16 protein-coding genes and 2 tRNA genes are annotated in these 17,586 nt (G+C 54.4%); 5 read left to right on the top strand and 13 right to left on the bottom strand.

Annotation, left to right across the window (positions count from 1 at the left end; translation table 11 throughout):
• The first annotated feature begins 25 nt into the window (after positions 1-25).
• On the top strand, positions 26-418 hold the full coding sequence (locus DY252_RS14215) for a hypothetical protein (RefSeq protein ID WP_064790813.1): 393 nt from the start codon (positions 26-28) through the stop codon (positions 416-418).
• 84 nt (positions 419-502) lie between these two features.
• Here the strand turns inward: DY252_RS14215 and DY252_RS14220 are convergent, their stop codons facing one another.
• The 3 genes from DY252_RS14220 to DY252_RS14230 form a co-directional block, all read right to left on the bottom strand.
• Complete coding sequence (locus tag DY252_RS14220) at positions 503-1,603, bottom strand: TRAP transporter substrate-binding protein (protein WP_064790814.1); 1,101 nt, start codon at positions 1,601-1,603, stop codon at positions 503-505.
• A gap of 257 nt (positions 1,604-1,860) precedes the next feature.
• Positions 1,861-2,952, bottom strand: a complete 1,092-nt coding sequence (locus DY252_RS14225) for a TRAP transporter substrate-binding protein (RefSeq protein ID WP_064790815.1) — start codon at positions 2,950-2,952, stop codon at positions 1,861-1,863.
• 166 nt (positions 2,953-3,118) lie between these two features.
• Positions 3,119-3,619 (bottom strand): hypothetical protein, encoded by a 501-nt coding sequence (locus DY252_RS14230; RefSeq protein ID WP_064790816.1) that lies wholly within the window; start codon positions 3,617-3,619, stop codon positions 3,119-3,121.
• A gap of 249 nt (positions 3,620-3,868) precedes the next feature.
• Here DY252_RS14230 and DY252_RS22690 point away from each other — a divergent pair, with 249 nt between their 5' ends.
• On the top strand, positions 3,869-5,188 hold the full coding sequence (locus DY252_RS22690; RefSeq protein ID WP_064790817.1) for a globin-coupled sensor protein: 1,320 nt from the start codon (positions 3,869-3,871) through the stop codon (positions 5,186-5,188).
• 27 nt (positions 5,189-5,215) lie between these two features.
• On the opposite strand, the gene DY252_RS14240 is transcribed toward DY252_RS22690, so the two are convergent.
• Positions 5,216-6,088: a helix-turn-helix domain-containing protein gene (locus tag DY252_RS14240; protein ID WP_231959837.1), complete on the bottom strand. Its 873-nt coding sequence runs from the start codon at positions 6,086-6,088 to the stop codon at positions 5,216-5,218.
• A gap of 330 nt (positions 6,089-6,418) precedes the next feature.
• Between DY252_RS14240 and DY252_RS14245 the strand changes: the two genes are divergently transcribed.
• The 3 genes from DY252_RS14245 (at position 6,419) to DY252_RS14255 (ending at position 10,029) form a co-directional block, all read left to right on the top strand.
• A complete protein-coding gene (locus tag DY252_RS14245) occupies positions 6,419-8,437 on the top strand; it encodes a TonB-dependent receptor domain-containing protein (protein ID WP_064790818.1) in 2,019 nt (672 codons plus the stop codon).
• Between the two features lie 103 nt (positions 8,438-8,540).
• Positions 8,541-9,686, top strand: coding sequence for an ABC transporter substrate-binding protein (locus DY252_RS14250; RefSeq protein ID WP_064790819.1), 1,146 nt, complete (start codon positions 8,541-8,543; stop codon positions 9,684-9,686).
• 40 nt (positions 9,687-9,726) lie between these two features.
• Complete coding sequence (locus tag DY252_RS14255; protein ID WP_064790820.1) at positions 9,727-10,029, top strand: DUF2218 domain-containing protein; 303 nt, start codon at positions 9,727-9,729, stop codon at positions 10,027-10,029.
• Positions 10,030-10,082: 53 nt separating this feature from the next.
• On the opposite strand, the gene DY252_RS14260 is transcribed toward DY252_RS14255, so the two are convergent.
• The 9 genes from DY252_RS14260 to gyrA form a co-directional block, all read right to left on the bottom strand.
• Positions 10,083-11,045: an energy transducer TonB gene (locus DY252_RS14260; protein ID WP_064790821.1), complete on the bottom strand. Its 963-nt coding sequence runs from the start codon at positions 11,043-11,045 to the stop codon at positions 10,083-10,085.
• 1 nt (position 11,046) lies between these two features.
• Positions 11,047-11,454, bottom strand: coding sequence for an ExbD/TolR family protein (locus tag DY252_RS14265; RefSeq protein WP_008892304.1), 408 nt, complete (start codon positions 11,452-11,454; stop codon positions 11,047-11,049).
• On the bottom strand, positions 11,451-11,840 hold the full coding sequence (locus DY252_RS14270; protein ID WP_008892303.1) for an ExbD/TolR family protein: 390 nt from the start codon (positions 11,838-11,840) through the stop codon (positions 11,451-11,453). Before DY252_RS14270 ends, DY252_RS14265 begins: the two co-directional genes overlap by 4 nt.
• A 23-nt stretch (positions 11,841-11,863) precedes the next feature.
• Positions 11,864-12,745 carry a MotA/TolQ/ExbB proton channel family protein gene (locus DY252_RS14275; RefSeq protein WP_064790822.1) on the bottom strand — a complete coding sequence of 294 codons (882 nt, stop codon included), beginning with the start codon at positions 12,743-12,745 and terminating at the stop codon, positions 11,864-11,866.
• Positions 12,746-13,015: 270 nt separating this feature from the next.
• A tRNA-Lys gene (locus DY252_RS14280) sits at positions 13,016-13,091 on the bottom strand.
• A 257-nt stretch (positions 13,092-13,348) separates the two neighbouring features.
• A tRNA-Lys gene (locus DY252_RS14285) sits at positions 13,349-13,424 on the bottom strand.
• A 152-nt stretch (positions 13,425-13,576) separates the two neighbouring features.
• Positions 13,577-14,080, bottom strand: a complete 504-nt coding sequence (locus DY252_RS14290; protein WP_063088087.1) for a peptidylprolyl isomerase — start codon at positions 14,078-14,080, stop codon at positions 13,577-13,579.
• A 62-nt stretch (positions 14,081-14,142) separates the two neighbouring features.
• Positions 14,143-14,670: a pantetheine-phosphate adenylyltransferase gene (coaD, locus tag DY252_RS14295; protein WP_008890703.1), complete on the bottom strand. Its 528-nt coding sequence runs from the start codon at positions 14,668-14,670 to the stop codon at positions 14,143-14,145.
• An 11-nt stretch (positions 14,671-14,681) separates the two neighbouring features.
• Entirely contained in the window at positions 14,682-17,492 is a 2,811-nt protein-coding gene (gene gyrA / locus DY252_RS14300; protein WP_064789830.1) for a DNA gyrase subunit A, read from the bottom strand.
• Positions 17,493-17,586: the final 94 nt, after the last annotated feature.

A 17,586-nucleotide genomic window follows, 5' to 3' on the forward strand; every position in this document is an offset into this window, starting at 1 on the left:
AAAGTTCAAGGAAAGCGTGGTTCGAATGGCTTCTGATTATGGCTTTTACGCTGGTATTTTACGGTTTGTGGCAAAGAAAACCGAAACCGAAGACCCGGAAATCCGTATCATGATGGGGCATCTGAAGGGGATTTCAGACGCAATCGAACAGACGGGTCGATTTATGGTCGAACGCAACAATTGCGAAAGTGCCGCGCGCGCCTTTGCCGGTGTTGCCAAGTTCCTGCAGGAACGCATCCTGCCCGAGGCCCTGAATGCCGGGAACGAGGGCGCTGTCGAACAGCTTAAATGGACGATTGAAACATCGCTTGTGCTGGCTGCCGAACTGGTAAAGCGTGCCGCCAACGAGGAGCTCAAGGATCAGGACAGGTTCACCTTTGACCTGCCCGCCGCCCCGAATGCGCCGACAGTTCACTAAGCGCAATCAAATCCCAAAAACAGGAAAGGCCGACACCCGAAGGTGCCGGCCTTTCTCATTTCAGCAGTCGTACGACTTGGCGACTTAGTAACTGCCGTTGGCAAAAACATTGGCGCGCTGGTTCAGTGCGGTTGCTTCGAATTCCTTGCCATAGGGTGCGGCTTTCTTGGCAAAGTCCATAAGCGACGCGTAAATGCGGCCATTAAGGTCATTCTTGCCTGCGATTTCTGCAATCGCTTCCTTGGCAGCACCGGCGAAGGCATTGATCAGATCGTCATTGAAGTGACGGATCTCGGTACCCTTATCCAGGATCGCCTGATAGGACTGGATGTTGTTAAACGCGAAATCCGACACCGTCTGGTCAACATTGGCCTGTGCGGCAACGGCAACGATTTCCTGCAGGTCTTCGGGCAGCTCGGCAAGCTTGTCCTTGTTGATAAAGACCTCGATGCCTGAACCCGGTTCGGCAAATGCCGGGGTGTAGTAGTATTTGGCAACCGATGCCAGACCAAAGGCATAATCGTTCCACGGACCAACCCATTCGGCCGCGTCAATTGCGCCCGACTGCAGGCTTGGCAGGATGTCAGCCGCCGGCAAAAGCGACGGGGTCGCACCAAGTCGTCGCATGGCTTCGCCACCGATACCGGCATAACGGACTTTCAGGCCCTTGAGGTCATCAACCGAATTGATTTCCTTGTTGAACCAACCACCGGCCTGAAGACCAGTGTTGCCAGCCAGGAACGGTTTGACATTGAACTGGGCATAAAGTTCGTCCCACAGTGCCTGACCACCGCCAAAACGCAACCAGCCGGAAAGCTCCCACGCCATCAAACCAAACGGAATGGTGGTGAAGAACGAAACTGCCGGATCCTTGCCAAACCAGTAATACGGGGTGGCATGGGCAAGATCGGCAACGCCTTGCTCGACTGCATCCATGCATTCAAGGGCCGGGACCAGTTCACCGGCACCATAAACGGTGATGTTCAGGCGACCGCCCGACATCTTGTTTACACGTTCGGCAAACAGTTCGCCGTTTGCGCCAAGGCCCGGGGTTCCTTTCGGCCAGGGCATAACCATGCGCCAGTTAATGGTTTCATCAGCTTTGACGATTGATGGTGCGGCGGCAGTGGCGGCAAATGCGCCTGCGGCAACGCCTGCACCGCTCAGAAACGCGCGACGTTTCATTGTGGGGCTCCCAATATTGGTAAGATTTTGCGTGAAAAGCTAACGAAGCTAATTTCGTAACCTTGTTTGCGGTCAAAGTTACGTTTTTTGGCGCGGGCAACAATTCATGATTGCGGGATGCAGCATCGCCCTGAACGCATGACATCGACATTTTATCGACAAATCTTCACCCATAAGTTCAAAAAAAGGGACTGCCAAACTGGCAGTCCCTGATCGGGGATCGAACCGCAAGGCTCGATAAAGATGTCAGTCTGGGCTTAGTAACCCCAAACCTTTGCACGATGCATCAGGCCGGTTGCCTCGAATTCCTTGCCATAGCGGGCAGCTTTCTTGACGAAGTCAAGATAGCTTGCCGCGATCCGGCCAGAGAGATCATTCTGGGCTGCGATCTCATCAACAGCGGCCTTGGAATGTTCGGCCAGCGTCATGATCACTTCATCCGGGAACTGGCGCACTTCAACACCCTTGTCGATCAGTGGCTGATAGGACTGGATGTTGTTGAAGGTGAAGTCCGCAAGGGTATTTTCGGCAATCGCCTGTGCGGCAAAGCGAATGATCGCCTGCAGGTCGGACGACAATGCGTCAAACTTGTCCTTGCCGATAAAGATCTCAAGGCCCGGGCCGGGTTCATGGAAGGCCGGGGTGTAGTAGTATTTGGCAACCTGATAAAGACCAAAGGCCATATCGTTCCATGGGCCAACCCACTCGGCCGCGTCAATCGCACCCGACTGCATGGCCGGCAGGATTTCGCCTGGCGGGATCATGGTGGCATTGGCACCGGCACGGCGCATCGCTTCGCCGCCAAGACCGGCATAGCGCATTTTCAGGCCCTGCAGGTCATCAAGGGAATTGATTTCCTTGTTGAACCAGCCACCGGCCTGCATGCCCGAGTTCCCGGCATAGAACGGCACAACGTTGAATTCTGCGTAGGCTTCTTCCCAAAGCTTCTGGCCATCGCCAAAGCGGATCCAGCTTGAAAGTTCCCACGCGGTCAGACCGAACGGAATGGTCGAGAAGAAGTTAAGCGCTGGATTTTTACCCTGCCAGTAATACGGGGTACCGTGCGCCATTTCGACCACGCCCTGTTCGACGGCATCCATGCATTCGAACGGCGGCACCAGTTCGCCCGCACCATAGATCGTGATGTTCAGGCGACCGCCCGACATCTCTTTGACCATGGCGGCGAATTTTTCGGCATTGGTGCCAAGGCCCGGCGTGCCTTTTGGCCATGGCATGACCATGCGCCAATTCAGAGTTTCCTGTGCGGATACAACAGCCGGCGCTGCAACAGAGGCAGCAACCGCACCGGCACCCAATCCAGCCCCTTTAAGAAACTGACGACGTTTCATTTCGATCCCCTATATTCTTGTGTTTTGGTGGTTTTTTGCGCAACCACCAGCCTGCGGAGGGGGATTTTGGCTAAAACGACTGTCCTTTTCCACTATTTTTGCCGAATTTGGGAAATATTTTTTCCTGACGTTACGGAAACAAGGCTTTCAGACCTTCTTCCGACTTTTACGACCCAAGGTAGGTATTGTAATCGGCCACAAACTGTTCAACCGTCCCGGCCCCTTGGGGGGTGTTGTAATACTGCTTCCAATAGGCGGCCAGACCATTGACATCGTTCGGGTCGCTTGGCATCGCAGCCGGTGCACGGTAATAGCGAATGCGACACAGGGCTGCGGCATAGGCCAGATTGGTTGCCAATTGTGCATCCTTGTCTGGCGTACCGTCTGCCTGCGCCGGCTGAGGGGCAAGAAACCCGTCCACCTTGGCCTTGAGGTCTGAACGGTAATCCAGGAAATTCTCGTAACAATCGTGCAGGGTTGCGGGTTCCATCTGAAAAATGCCCAGAGCCGGGCCACCGCCGACCTGTTTGATGTAATCCCCCAAATGGCTTTCATGGGCGGCCGTCCCCATAATCAGGTTTTCGGCGACATTGGATGATGGCAAATCCAGGGCTGCCAAAACCGGTTGAACAACCAGTGTGCGGAGCTGCGTGGCGTCGATTGGCATAGAACTCTCCATTCACTTAAAAGCATTCATGCCACTACGACGCTGCCAAACCCAAAATGAGAAAATATTTTTCGTATTTTCGCCTATAGCGCGAAAGCGCTAACACCAAATCAGCCATCCTCCTCCTTAAAAGCACAAATGTATATACGTATGTATAGTTAAACTATGCCCCCTTAAACCAACCTGTAGTAACCAAGAGAACTTTTTAATTGTTCTAATTACTTGTTGTTTCTCGGGGAGAATAAAGTGATGCATCCAGACATGAAACGCCGCCTTGAGTTCATTGGCCTGGACGGACCAAAGATCAAAGAACTGAAGCGGGCATGGCCTGTTATCGAAAAAAACCTGCCGGCCATGCTTGATGAATTTTACCGCCGCGTGATGAATGACGAAGGGCTGGCCAGAATTGTCGGCGACCCTTCAAATATCGAAGGTTTGAAGAATGCCCAGAGCAAACACTGGGCCAAGCTTTTTGAAGGCGCTTTTGACCAATCGTTTTATGATGATGTCCGGCGCATCGGCAAAGCCCATGAACGCATCGGATTAACCCCGGAATCCTATGTGTCGGCCTATAACTTCATGCTGGGCGAAATCATTTCTGTTCTGTGCAAGAACTTCCACCGCGACGGTCAGTTGCCCGTCTTGATCACCGCCTCTACGCAAGCCCTGCTGATCGATGTCGAAATGGCCATTACGGTCTATTACGAAGAAACGCAGAAAACCTATTCCGCAAAACTGAATGAAATGTCCGACGAGTTTGAAAAAACCATCGGGACAGTTGTTTCAGCTGTTTCAAGCTCGGCGACAGACATGTCACAGGCTTCTGAATCCCTGATGAGCAGCATGCAGGAAACCCAGAGCGAAGTCGAAAAGGCACGCGGCGCGGCAGAAATTTCAGCCGATAACGCCACCACCGTCGCAGGCGCAGCAGAGGAGCTCGACAGTTCCATTCGCGAAATTTCAAGCCAGGTATCGCGCGCCTCGACGATTTCCACCGAGGTCGAAGGTTCCGTTCGGCAAACATCAGATACGATTGAGACACTCAATGCTGCCGCCGAGCAGATCGGGACTGTTGTCGACCTGATCGACAAGATCGCAAGTCAGACCAACCTTCTGGCACTCAACGCCACGATCGAGGCTGCCCGTGCTGGCGAAGCCGGCAAGGGTTTTGCCGTGGTCGCAAGCGAGGTCAAGAACCTTGCCAACCAGACGGCCAAGGCCACCGGTGACATCACCGAGCAGATCAACAATGTGCAGCAAAGCACGGTAGCAGCGGTTAACGCCATTCATGGCGTGGCAGGGCAAATCAGCAACATCGTTGATTCTGTCACCGCAATCTCGGCAGCGGTTGAGCAACAGGCTGCTGCCACCACCGAAATCAGTGGCAACATCAATGCCGTATCCTCGGCCAACCGTGACGTAAACAGCAGCCTTGAAACCGTCAATGGCACGGCAACCCGAACCAGTTCGGTCGCCTTGAACGTTTCAGAAGTATCGCAGACACTAAAACAGAATTCCGAGCAACTGCGCAAAGATGTCGATGCCTTCATCTCCAAACTGACATCTTAAACCAACCCTGTTCCGAGGTTTGCGCCCCTAGCGGCCGCGCGCCTCGGACGGGGTAATACCAAACACCCGCTTGAAAGCAGTTGCGAAATTGGCCGGGCTTTTATAGCCCGCTGCCCAGGCGGCCTGCGCAATCGTCAGGCCGTCCTTTTCCATCGCGTCGCGGGCCGCGACAAGGCGACTTTCACGGATGAAATCCTTTACCGTCATGCCATAGGCGTCCTTGAAGATGCGTTGCATGCTCGTCACACTGACCCCGATAGCAGAAGCAATGGTCGCAAGGGTTTGTTGCTCGGGATCAGTGGTCAAAATGAAATCACGGATTTCCTGTGCACGATGATGGCGATCGAGTGCATCCGGACCGGAACGTTTGCCAAGCATCGCCTTTTCGTCGGTGTCATTCTGAATGGCAGATAGTGCTTCGGCGAAAATTTCCAGGCCACGGCTTTCTTCATAAAGCTCGCGCATGACCGGATCGGTCACGTGCGGATAGATCAGTTGATCGGCCAGTGCCAAGACACGGCGTGAGGGCCGCCAACTGCGCACAGAAATACCGGCATTGAAAAAATCGGTGATTTCGCGATAACGAGCCGGTGATTTGCCAAGCTGGCGCAACACCCAGTCAAACTGCGCGGATATCATCACCTTGCTGATTTCGCTGCCTTTGTGGATATAACGCCGGACCTTTGAGGGATGCGGTACCGCCAAGATAAAGCCAACCGGGTGGTCACGTGCGTCAAGATCAACGGGCACACCATCAAACTCGGCCTGAAGCCGCCCCTTCAACATGATAGCGACCTTGACTGCCGCACCGACACTATAGTCGGCAATGGCATCCTTCATTTCCATCGTGTCGGATGTGTGAATACCAAGAAAGGATTGCGGCGCATCACTAAATGACATTCGACCATTCATAAGCGAACCTGTGCCTGCCAAAGGACCATTCACCCCCTCGACACGACTGCCAAGTTCTTCCAGTTGCCACCTGGTAATTGAGTCACGCCGTGTTATCTGCCGGTGTGCTGTTACCCCCACAAACCTCTCTCCCGTTTTGAATTCACAAAGCATTTTTGAACATATGCAAATGACGCTGAACGGTCTTTGCGTAAACATGCTGACGATTTCGCAAACATGTCCGGCGATTTGGCAAACATCATTCCTGTTGCGTCCCCGCCTACGAAAATAATATTCACAATCATTCGCATTTGCAAATCTATTTCTCAGGGAACCAAAATGCCACAGTCACCCTCGCCAATCTTATCGCCCCGGATCAGCGCCCTTTTGCGCACAACCATCCTTGCCGGTGTTGCACTTACGGTTTTGCCCTCATTTTCCCTTGCACAAGATGCAAAGACAGATGACGCCGAAACCGTAACACAGCCACTCGAAGTCACCGCATCGGCCAAATCCGCACAGGGACTACCCGGTGGTGTTTCAATCGGCCAGGCAGAACTGGATCGCAAAAATCCACAGACGATCAAGGATGTGTTCGCCGACGAGCCGGGTGTCAAGGTTGGCGGTCCAACAGCGATTTCGCAGAAAGTCTATGTCCAGGGCATTGAGAACACCAAACTCAATGTACAGGTCGATGGCACGCGGCAGGTTGATTCAACCTTCCACCATATCGGTACTGCGATCATTGACCCTGCGATGCTGAAATCAGTCGAAGTTGAGTCAGGTGTCTCACCAGCAGATGCCGGCCCGAACGCGCTTGGTGGCTCGATGTTCTATGAAACCCGCGATGCCCGCGACGTTCTTGAAAATGGTGAGTCATTTGGTGGTTGGGCAAAGCTCCAATATAACTCCAATACCAAGGGTTTGGCCGAGTGGCTTACCGTTGCCGGACAATATGAAAACGTCGAAGCGCTGGCATATCTAAAGAACAGCAATCAGGGGAATTACAAGGATGGTGCTGGCAACGAAGTAACCGGCACAGCCGATGGCAGTGAGAGCGGTCTGGGCAAGTTTGCCTTTACCGGCAATGACGGTGGCCGGTTCGAAGCCTTTGCCAGCCATCTTGTTGACGAAGGTGTTCGCCCGGTGCGTCCGAACTTTGCATCGCTACCGACCAGAACCACCCAGCCGCAATGGATTTCCTATAAGGATACGTCATTTGGTGTCAGCTACGTTGATGAACAACCAACTGACATGCTGGCCCCGGAACTCAGCCTGAATTACAGCAAGACGCATCTTGACGTACCCAAGCTTGATGACAGCACACACATTGAGTCGGTGATTGAAACCCTGAATGGCAAGGCCGCAAACACGTTTGACGTCGGCATGGGAGATTTGACCGCCGGTTTCGACTTCTACCACGACGAAGCCACCGGCGGCGGGGACACTGCCCGTCCAGCAGGTCGGGCAGGAAGATTTACTGAAACTTCAACCAATATTGGTGTTTTCTCACAGGCAAGACTTTCACTGACAGACCGTTGGCGCGTTTCATTTGGCGGTCGTGGTGATCAGCAATGGTTTGAAGGCATAGACGGAACCGATTTCAGCGAATTCGGACTTAGTGGCAATGCCAACACCGAATATGACGTTACCGATGCCGTCATGGCATATGGTGGTTTGGGCACAACCTTTGGCGGCCTGCCACTTGGTGAATCCGCGATCTACAACTATTCAGGCATCTGGAATTACAGCGGCTTTAGCCCATCTCGTTCATACAATGCAAAACTGGGGTCACGCGTCACACTGCAGGATTGGGCGTTCGACGGGAATCTTTTCTACAATCTGATCAACGAGTCTCATGATCTGTCGACCTCAAATCGCAATACCACCGTCGATCTTGATACGCGCGGCGTAAACCTTTCGGCCACCTACACCTATGGTCCGGGTTATGTCCGTGCGGGCTATACGCACACCAACGTCAAATCAGATGGCGCTGTGCCCGTCAGCACATCGGCCGCCTATCAAGGGGTGATCGTCGGTGACATCATTAACATCGATGCAGCGCACCGTTTTGATGATTACGGCATCCGGATCGGGGGCAATTCAGAACTCGCATTGTCTGACGACAGCCCGGAAGACAATGGCAACGAGAAACTCGACAGTTATTTTGTTGCCAACCTTTATGCCGAATGGGTCCCTGATGCCCTTAACAATGCGGTTACCCTGCGTGTGGATGCAATGAACATCTTTGACCGTGATTATGTTGCCCGTACCACAACAGGCTACGACAACAGCAACGTCGAGCCCTATCACGAACCCGGACGCACTTTCCTGATTTCGGCGAAGGTCGATTTCTAGGACGCGAAGAAACACTCATCGAACCGAAATGGGCAGCACATCGGGTGCTGCCCGTTTTGGCGTTTGAAATGCACGACAAGACAAACCTTCAGGATGACCTGACATGACAATTCGCAATCTTTTCGCCGTTGCTGTGGCAACACTGATCTGGGGTGCAAGTGCTTCCGCTGGTGAAACGGTCACACTGACTGATATTGCCGGACGTGAAGTCACCGTCGAGGTGCCGGTCAAACACATGATCCTTGGCGAGGGACGTTTCCTGCCGTCGATCGGCATTCTTGATCCGGAAAATCCGGTGCGCTGGATTGCCGGAATGATGGGCGACTTCAAATCACTCGATCCGGCATCCTTTGCGCAATACCGCGAAAAATTCCCCGAAATTGATGATATCCCGCTGGTTGGCCGTCAGAACGAGGAAACGTTTTCTGTTGAAAAGGCAATCACGGTTAAACCGGATGTTGCGATTTTCGGCATGTCGGGTGGTCATGGGCCGGGCTCGACCAGCCACGAGGTCCTGTCTGTCATGGGGGCTGCCCACATCCCGGTGGTGATGATTGATTTCCGAGCCAAGCCGTTTGAAAACACACCCAAGAGCATACGTCTTCTGGGCAAGCTGATGGGCAGGGAAGAACAGGCAGAAGCATTTGTGAAGTTCTATGAGGAGAACCTTCAAAAGGTGACCTCACGCACAGCAAAGATAACCGAAAAGCCCAGTGTCTTCCTTGAAAGCCGTGTCGGCCTTGCCGAGAATTGCTGCGAAGCCATGGGCAACGAGATGATTGGCAAGTTCGTCACCCTTGCCGGTGGCAAGAATATCTTTGGCGACACCATTCCCGGCGTCATCAGCCAGGTCTCCGTCGAACAGGTCATTGTCTCCGATCCCGACGTCTATATCACCACAGCCATCGGATCCGCCGGGCTGGATGCGGACGCCAATGCAAAGCGCATTGTGCTGGGCGCAAAGACGAATGCCGATCAGGCACGTGCATCGCTGGCAAACAGCATGGAACGCACCGGCCTGCCGCTTCTAAGTGCGGTGAAAAGCAACCAAGTCTATTCCGTCTGGCATCATGTTTATAACAATCCGATCAATGTGTTTGCCCTGCAGGCGATGGCAAAGTGGCTGCATCCCGACATCTATGCCGACCTTGATCCAGACGCCGAACTGGCAACATTTTTCGAGCGCTTTCAGGCGGTTGATCTGAACGGTGTCTACTGGATCGGCCTTGACGACGCGCCGTCACCATAAGCCGACCCAACCCCGCAAACGCAAACAGAGAGATCGCCAGATGTTTACCACAAAGGGATCGGTCAAAACCGATAAGGCCGCCAAGTATCTTGTCCAGCTGTGCAAACATTTCGCTCACAAGGTCGAGGTCGATCTGGGCGAAACCACCGGCAATGTGGCATTTCCCATGGGCCCGTGCGTCATTACCGCCCATGAGGACCGCCTGACCTTTGACGGGCAGTCACACAAGCCAGAAGGTATTGAAAGCATGAAGGGTGTGATTATCGTCCATCTCGACAAATTTGCCTGGCGCGAGGCACCACTTGATTATCATTGGGAAGATGGCGAAACGCCTGATGCCTAAACGCGCCTTACGCAAACAAAAACGCCAGCCTTCATGGGCTGGCGTTTGTCATTCTAGTGAAGTTGATAGGCGACTGGTACGGTCCAGACGACTTGTTGTTCGGTCATCTCGTCGGGGAATGGCGGGAATTTCCGAACGCGTTCGATCAGGCGTTCGGTTTCGCGATCAAGGATGCTTGACCCGCTTGAACTGACCATGCTGGCTTCAAGCACCGTGCCATCGCGCGCAATGACAAGGCGAATACGATTTTCGCCCTCGATCCGGCGGCGCATAGCGCGTTCGGGATATTCGCGGTAGCGCGCCAGCGTTTGCAAAACGGACGCCTGATAATCCACCATCTTGGCCTGGCTTGCCGCACCACCACCGCTACCAGCCGATGAACTGGCGGCCTGACTTTGGGTGGTTTCACCCGTCGTGCCCTCTGACTTGACAGAGTTTGTCAGTCCGGACGGCTGTGGCGTTGGCTGGGCGGCTTTTTCGACCGGCTCTGGCGCCTTGGTCGGTTGCGGGGCCTCTGCCTGCTCCACGGGTGGTTTGGGCTTCATGCGCACCGGCAGGACCTCTGCCAGTTGCTGTTCGACAACCGGCTCGGGCACAGGTTCAGGCTCCGGTTCGGCGACTTGTTCAATGACCGGTTCTGGTTCCGGAATGGGTTCTGGCTGTTGCTCGACCACTTCCGGCTCTGGTTCCGGGAGAACTTCCGGTTCAGGCTCTGGCTCCGTCTCGAACACTTCCTCGGGGATCGGCTCGGGCTGGGTTTCCTGTTCCGGATCCGGGTCAACGATTTCTTCGGGCACTTCGGCGGCCATGCTATCGACCGCGTCGGCACTTTGGGTATCGGTTTCCGCTTCACCGGTTTCGGCCTGCCCGGCGCCCAGCGAAATGCTGATACTTTGCACAGCCCCTGCCCCGCCCCAGCCGGATGGCTGCGGGTCGGGCATGGCAAGGACGATCCCGCCGGTCAGGACAAGACCGGTCAGCCCGGTTGCAATCAAAAGATCAACACGTTTGGACATGCTATTCCTGACCCGGCTGCATGGCCGTCATCAATTGGACTTTCTCAATGCCAAGTTCCTGAAGACGCGCCAAAAGGGTCACGACCTTGGCACCTTCGACTTCGCGGTCGGCCCGGATTTCGACCGGACGGCCGATATAATCGGCTGGCAGCATTGACGACAGGCGATCAAGCCCACCCGTCAAATCATCAATCCCGATTTCACCATTGCTGCCAAACCACAAGACAATGGTGTCTTCCGGTTGGCCTTCGGCGGTTTGGCTGGCGGGCGGGTCAACTTCAAAGGGACCGAGTTTTTGCAGGCTTCCGGCAATCATGAAAAAGATCAAAAGCAGGAAGACGATGTTGATCAAAGGCAACATCGGTTCCTGAACCGGTCCGTCCTCGGCAATCTGGATGCGGCGTTTCATTCAATGAACTCCACATCCGTGACGCCACCACGGCCCAGCGTATCCATCACTTCGACCAGTCGTTGCAGATTGGCACCATTGATCGGCCGCAGGCGTACCGGTGATCCGTCATGATCACGCAAAAGCGTCGGCGCCAGATTCGAAAGCGCAATCGCATTGCCATTGATCGACAGGCCACCATTAACATCGACCTCGACCGTGACCGGTCGGGTGTCGCTTTGGCTGGTGGCGCGACCATCGGTGATGCTGACCGACATCTCAAAGCCCTTCCAGTCAAGGAAGCTTGAAGCCAGCATGAAGAAGATCAGCAGGATAAAGACAACATCAATCAGCGGGGTCAGACCGATCATCGGTGTAGAACCGCTGTTGCGTTCGCGCAGCTGCATGGGGCGACTTCCGGAAACGGGGTTTATTCGGCGGCGTGGCGCAGTTCGGAAACGTTTGATGCGCGGCTAAGCGTCTTGCGGGCCAGTTCACCGCGATTAACCACCAGCGTACAAACATCTTCCATCGTGGCGGCAGCACGGCCAATCACGCCTTGCATCCACATATGAAACGCGGTTGCCGGGATCGCGACCACAAGGCCGATGGCAGTTGTCAGAAGTGCCAGCCAGATACCGCCAGACAGCACAGACGGATCAATACGGCTGCCTGCCCCTTCCATACGCTGGAAGGCCTCGATCATGCCCATGACGGTACCCAGAAGGCCCAAGAGCGGGCTTAGCACGGCAATGGCCGACATGATCCGCAGACCACCATTGAGACCATCAATTTCCTTGCGCGCACGCGATGCAATCAGATCCGATGCTGCTTCGCGTTCCTCAGACGAACTTACCGGAAGCATCATGCCCGACAGGGCAATACGCGCGGCCGGATGGCGACGGCGTGCCAGAATTTCGGCCGCCTGCTGCTCGTCACCCGATGACAGGTGACGTTCGACATCCTTTACAAAGCCGTCGGCAAAAACACCACGGCGCAGGAACCCGACCAGCTTATAGAAGAACACCATAAGCCCGATCAGGGCCATCGCGGCCAGCACCCAGCCAACAACGCCTGCCCGGTCGACCTGTTCAATCACCGGAAGGCCAACAAAGCCATCCAGCATGCCGGTCGACTGGGTCGTTGCCGTTGCATCAATGGCAAGCCCGGTATTCGGGTCCACCATGACAGAACCGTCCGCATTAAGGTTTCCGGTCGCAGAGTCAGCCCCCACCGGGACGAGTGCGCCATCGGAAGAAAGCGGCGTTTGCGCATCCGAAGATGCGGCTGATGAATTCACAGGGTCAGACATGTAACTTTCCCGATCACAAAATTGATCACCACCAGACGTCCCGCTCTGGTGCGTTTGAAACTGATTTGCATTCTTTACAGGAAATAGAATTGCGATGCAATCGCAACCAACAGGCCAAAATACATTTTCATGCTGATCCCCTGCACCGAGCAGGTCATTCAGGGCGGGACAGGGTTTGCGTGATCGATCGGGAAATACGATGGCGAAAGCCAGGGCCAAAACCTAGATATGCAAAACCCCCGGAACTTCTGGGTTCCGGGGGTTTTGAATTGGTGAGCCCGACAGGATTCGAACCTGTGGCCAACTGATTAAAAGTCAGTTGCTCTACCAACTGAGCTACGGGCCCTCAACGTTGGTGAGCGGCGTTTTAATGGGCCAGACGGGATCGGTCAACCCCCCTTTTTATGCGAAGACGCACATCAGCCATGAAAAGACATCAAATGGTGAAAAATACCTGCCAATCGCATGCCCGAATGTGCCTTTGCGGATACCAAAATATCGCCAATGGCAAGACGGGTTCCGGGGTTGGAAAAGATCGCGATATGCAGGGAGAATCCGGGCAAATAAAAAGCCCCCGAAACCGGTTGGGTTTCAGGGGCTTATTGGTGAGCCCGACAGGATTCGAACCTGTGGCCAACTGATTAAAAGTCAGTTGCTCTACCAACTGAGCTACGGGCCCTCAAGGTTGGTGAAGCGCGTTTTAATGGCACAGGCGGCATCGGTCAACACCTGTTTTCCATATTTTGGCTCTTTTTGCGCATTCAGCCCCAAAAACGCGAAAGCCGCCCCATGAAGGGACGGCTTTCGGTTGCAATAGTTCGAATATCGCGATTATTGCGCGTCGGCAGCAACCTGCATTTTGACGATCTGATCCGGGTCGGCAACGCTGCCATTGGCCCAGGGCGCACCCTTTTTGATCATGTCGACATATTCCATGCCCTCAGTCACTTCGCCCCAGATGGTGTACTGACCATCAAGGTGCGGTGCATCGGCAAAGACGATGAAGAACTGGGAATCCGCACTGTTCGGATTGGCCGAACGGGCCATGGAAACGGTGCCGCGAACGTGACGTTCATTCGAAAACTCGGCATCAAGTTTCTGACCGGAACCGCCGGTTCCATTGCCTTTGGGATCACCGGTCTGCGCCATGAAACCTTCGATCACACGATGGAATTTCAGCCCATCGTAAAAGCCTTCACGGGTAAGTTCCTTGATCCGGGCAACATGTTTCGGTGCCAGATCCGGGCGAAGCTGGATCACAACGCGGCCATCTTTCAGGTCAAGATAAAGCGTGTTTTCCAGATCCTGAGCGACTGCGTCGTTTCCATTGGACATGGTGATAAATCCTAGTACGAGAGCGATAATTGAAAATAGACGAAAAAGACGCATGGCCTGCGTTATTCCTTTTCTTCTGCCAGCTTTTCGTGCAGCCGTTTCAGCACGTTTGCCGGCACAAATTCAGTGACATTCCCGCCCAGACGGGCGATTTCCTTCACGAAACGCGAAGAGACAAACTGTTGTTTGTCCGATGCCATCAAAAAGACGGTTTCAACTTCCGGGGATAGCCGGGCGTTCATCCCGGCCATCTGGAATTCATACTCAAAGTCCGATACCGCCCGAAGTCCACGGATAATCGTGCTGGATCCGTTTTCCTGGGCAAACTGCATCAGAAGCGATGAAAATGGCTTAACTGAGGTACGGGCGGCAACTTCACCGCCCGCAGCCTTGAGTGCACCTTCAACCAGTGCACAGCGTTCATCGACCCCGAACATCGGACCTTTGCCGGCGTTGATCGCAACGCCGACAATCAGTTGATCGACGATCCGGGTCGCACGACGAATGATATCCATATGCCCCTGGGTTACCGGATCAAAGGTGCCCGGATAAATCCCGATACGCGATACGGTAGAAGACGTTTCAGTCATCGAACTTCCCGTTATTCGTCGCGGTCCGCTTCATCAGATGCCGGTGCCTCAGCCGCATCTTCATCAGATGCTTCCGGGGCCTGGTCGGCGGTTTCAACGGCACCTTCGGCACCCTCGATCACACCTTCCTCGCCATCGATGATCTCATCATCTTCATCACCAAGGTTTGACAGACGTTCGACTGCGACGACCTGTTCGTCTTCGGCAGTACGGAACAGCGTCACACCCTGGGTCTTACGCCCGGCAATACGGATGTCATGGGTCGGCATACGGATGACCTTGCCACCATTGGTGACCATCATCAGTTCGTCACCTTCCTCGATCACGAAGGACGCAGCGACATTACCGTTACGTTCCGACATCTCGATATTGGCAAAGCCCTGACCACCACGGCCGGTCACACGATATTCATAGGCAGACGTCCGTTTGCCATAACCGTTTTCAGTGACCGACAGGATCATCTGATCGCCACTGAGAATTTCCTGATAGCGTTCTTCGGACAGCAGTTCGAGCGGAAGGCTATCGGCCGTGATTTCCTCGCGACGCAACTTGCCGGTGATCGAGAGGTATTCACCGCGCTCTTCCATCGAAACATGGTTGCCAAACAGCACCGACATCGCGATGACTTCGTCCTGATCGGCCAGACGGATGCCACGCACACCAACCGAATTACGGCCGGTAAAGACGCGCACGTCACCGACACGGAAACGAATGCACTTGCCCTGACGGGTTGTCAGAAGGATGTCGTCATCATCGGTACAGGTCTGAACCGCGATCAGCTTGTCACCACGTTCTTCTTCAAGCTTCATGGCGATCTTGCCGTTTGATTTCACGTTCACGAAATCGGCAAGGCTGTTACGGCGCACGTTACCGGTCGAGGTGGCAAACATCACATGCAGGTTCGGCCATTCTTCCTCATCGGGAAGCGGCAGGACCGTGGTGATATATTCGCCTTCTGACAGCGGCAACAGGTTCACAAGCGCCTTGCCGCGCGATTGCGGCGTACCCATCGGCAGGCGCCAGACCTTCATCTTGTAGACCATCCCCTCGGAGCTGAAGAACAGAACCGGGGTGTGGGTATTGGCAACAAACAGCTTGGAAACGAAATCTTCCTCGCGGGTTGCCATGCCCGAACGGCCTTTGCCACCGCGACGCTGTGCGCGATAGGTCGACAGCGGAACACGCTGGATGTAACCGCTGTGCGACACGGTCACCACCATGTCTTCACGGGCAATCAGGTCTTCGATGTCATGTTCGAATTCTGCTTCCTGAATTTCGCTGCGACGCGGGTCGGCGAATTCATTGCGCATTTCGGTCAGTTCATCCTTGAGGATCGTCAACTTGCGCTCACGCGAGGCAAGGATATCAAGGAAGTCCTTGATCTTCTCACCCAACTCGGTCAATTCGCCCGCGATCTTGTCGCGTTCGAGACCGGTCAGGCGATGCAGACGCAGTTCAAGGATTGCACGCGCCTGTGCTTCGGACAGGCGATACATGCCATCAGTTGAACCAACCTGGTTCGGATCGGCAATCAGTTCGATCAGCGGAACAATATCGCCCGCCGCCCAATCACGTTCCATCAGCTGTTCACGTGCGACAGTCGGATCGGCTGCATTACGGATCAGTTTGATGACTTCGTCGATATTCGATACCGCAATACCCAGACCAACCACGACATGGGCACGGTCACGCGCCTTTTTCAGAAGGTGGATGGTACGACGGGTAATGACTTCTTCGCGGAATTCGACGAAGGCCTGAATGATTTCCTTCAGGTTCATCAGTTCCGGCTTGCCACGGTTCAGCGCCAGCATGTTGACACCGAACGAGGTCTGAAGCGCTGTAAAGCGGAACAGCTGGTTTAAGACAACATCGGCATTGGCATCACGCTTAAGCTCGATCACCATGCGCACGCCCGAACGGTCAGACTCGTCACGCAGATCGGAAATGCCTTCAAGCTTCTTGTCGCGGACCAGTTCGGCGATCTTTTCCATCAGGGTGGCCTTGTTCACCTGATAGGGAACTTCGGTCACGATGATGGCTTCGCGGTTGGCACGGATTTCCTCGACATGGGTACGTGCCCGCATGACGACAGAACCACGACCGGTCTTGAATGCCGAATGGATGCCTGAACGGCCAAGAATAAGACCACCGGTCGGGAAATCCGGACCATGGACAAATTCCATCAGACCTTCGACGGAAATATTGGGATCATCGACATAGGCCATGCAGCCATCAATGACTTCGCCAAGGTTATGCGGCGGAATGTTGGTTGCCATACCAACCGCAATACCACCGGCACCATTGACCAGCATGTTGGGGAAACGGGCCGGGATAACTGACGGTTCCTTGGTGGTTTCGTCATAGTTATCGCGGAAATCAATCGTATCCTTGTCGATATCATCGAGAAGGAAGTGCGCGGCCTTGGCCATGCGGGCCTCGGTGTAACGCATGGCGGCGGCCTTGTCGCCATCCATGGACCCGAAGTTGCCCTGCCCGTCAATCAGTTGCAGGCGCATGGAGAAATTCTGCGCCATACGGACCATGGCATCGTAAATCGCGCTGTCGCCGTGCGGGTGATATTTACCCATCACATCCCCGACCACACGGGCCGATTTGCGGAACGGCTTGTTATATTCAAACCCGTTCTCGTGCATGGCGTACAGAATACGACGATGTACCGGCTTCAAACCGTCTCGGACGTCAGGCAGTGCGCGGCTGACGATCACGCTCATCGCGTAATCGAGGTAGCTGCGGCGCATTTCTTGTTCGATGGAAACCGGGAAGATATCGCGGTTCTCGGGATTGGTCTCTTTGGTGGACAAAGGCCGTGACCTCTTAAACGCTTGATCAGAAATGATTCAATCGGCGTGACATACACCTATTTGAAGGCACATGCCGGACCAGAAAGGCGGAAAG

The organism is Thalassospira indica (genome assembly GCF_003403095.1).
In the GTDB taxonomy this organism is placed as follows: Bacteria; Pseudomonadota; Alphaproteobacteria; order Rhodospirillales; family Thalassospiraceae; genus Thalassospira; species Thalassospira indica.

Bases quoted from the DNA above. Each gene is read 5' to 3' on its own strand.
- DY252_RS14245 (WP_064790818.1), top strand. From the start codon at position 6,419: ATGCCACAGTCACCCTCGCCAATCTTATCGCCCCGGATCAGCGCCCTT.
- DY252_RS22690 (WP_064790817.1), top strand. From the start codon at position 3,869: ATGCATCCAGACATGAAACGCCGCCTTGAGTTCATTGGCCTGGACGGA.
- DY252_RS14265 (WP_008892304.1), bottom strand. From the start codon at position 11,454: ATGAAACGCCGCATCCAGATTGCCGAGGACGGACCGGTTCAGGAACCG.
- coaD (WP_008890703.1), bottom strand. From the start codon at position 14,670: ATGACTGAAACGTCTTCTACCGTATCGCGTATCGGGATTTATCCGGGC.
- DY252_RS14230 (WP_064790816.1), bottom strand. From the start codon at position 3,619: ATGCCAATCGACGCCACGCAGCTCCGCACACTGGTTGTTCAACCGGTT.
- DY252_RS14250 (WP_064790819.1), top strand. From the start codon at position 8,541: ATGACAATTCGCAATCTTTTCGCCGTTGCTGTGGCAACACTGATCTGG.
- DY252_RS14255 (WP_064790820.1), top strand. From the start codon at position 9,727: ATGTTTACCACAAAGGGATCGGTCAAAACCGATAAGGCCGCCAAGTAT.
- DY252_RS14240 (WP_231959837.1), bottom strand. From the start codon at position 6,088: ATGTCATTTAGTGATGCGCCGCAATCCTTTCTTGGTATTCACACATCC.
- DY252_RS14260 (WP_064790821.1), bottom strand. From the start codon at position 11,045: ATGTCCAAACGTGTTGATCTTTTGATTGCAACCGGGCTGACCGGTCTT.
- DY252_RS14275 (WP_064790822.1), bottom strand. From the start codon at position 12,745: ATGTCTGACCCTGTGAATTCATCAGCCGCATCTTCGGATGCGCAAACG.
- DY252_RS14290 (WP_063088087.1), bottom strand. From the start codon at position 14,080: ATGTCCAATGGAAACGACGCAGTCGCTCAGGATCTGGAAAACACGCTT.
- DY252_RS14220 (WP_064790814.1), bottom strand. From the start codon at position 1,603: ATGAAACGTCGCGCGTTTCTGAGCGGTGCAGGCGTTGCCGCAGGCGCA.
- DY252_RS14215 (WP_064790813.1), top strand. From the start codon at position 26: ATGGCTTCTGATTATGGCTTTTACGCTGGTATTTTACGGTTTGTGGCA.
- DY252_RS14270 (WP_008892303.1), bottom strand. From the start codon at position 11,840: ATGCAGCTGCGCGAACGCAACAGCGGTTCTACACCGATGATCGGTCTG.
- DY252_RS14225 (WP_064790815.1), bottom strand. From the start codon at position 2,952: ATGAAACGTCGTCAGTTTCTTAAAGGGGCTGGATTGGGTGCCGGTGCG.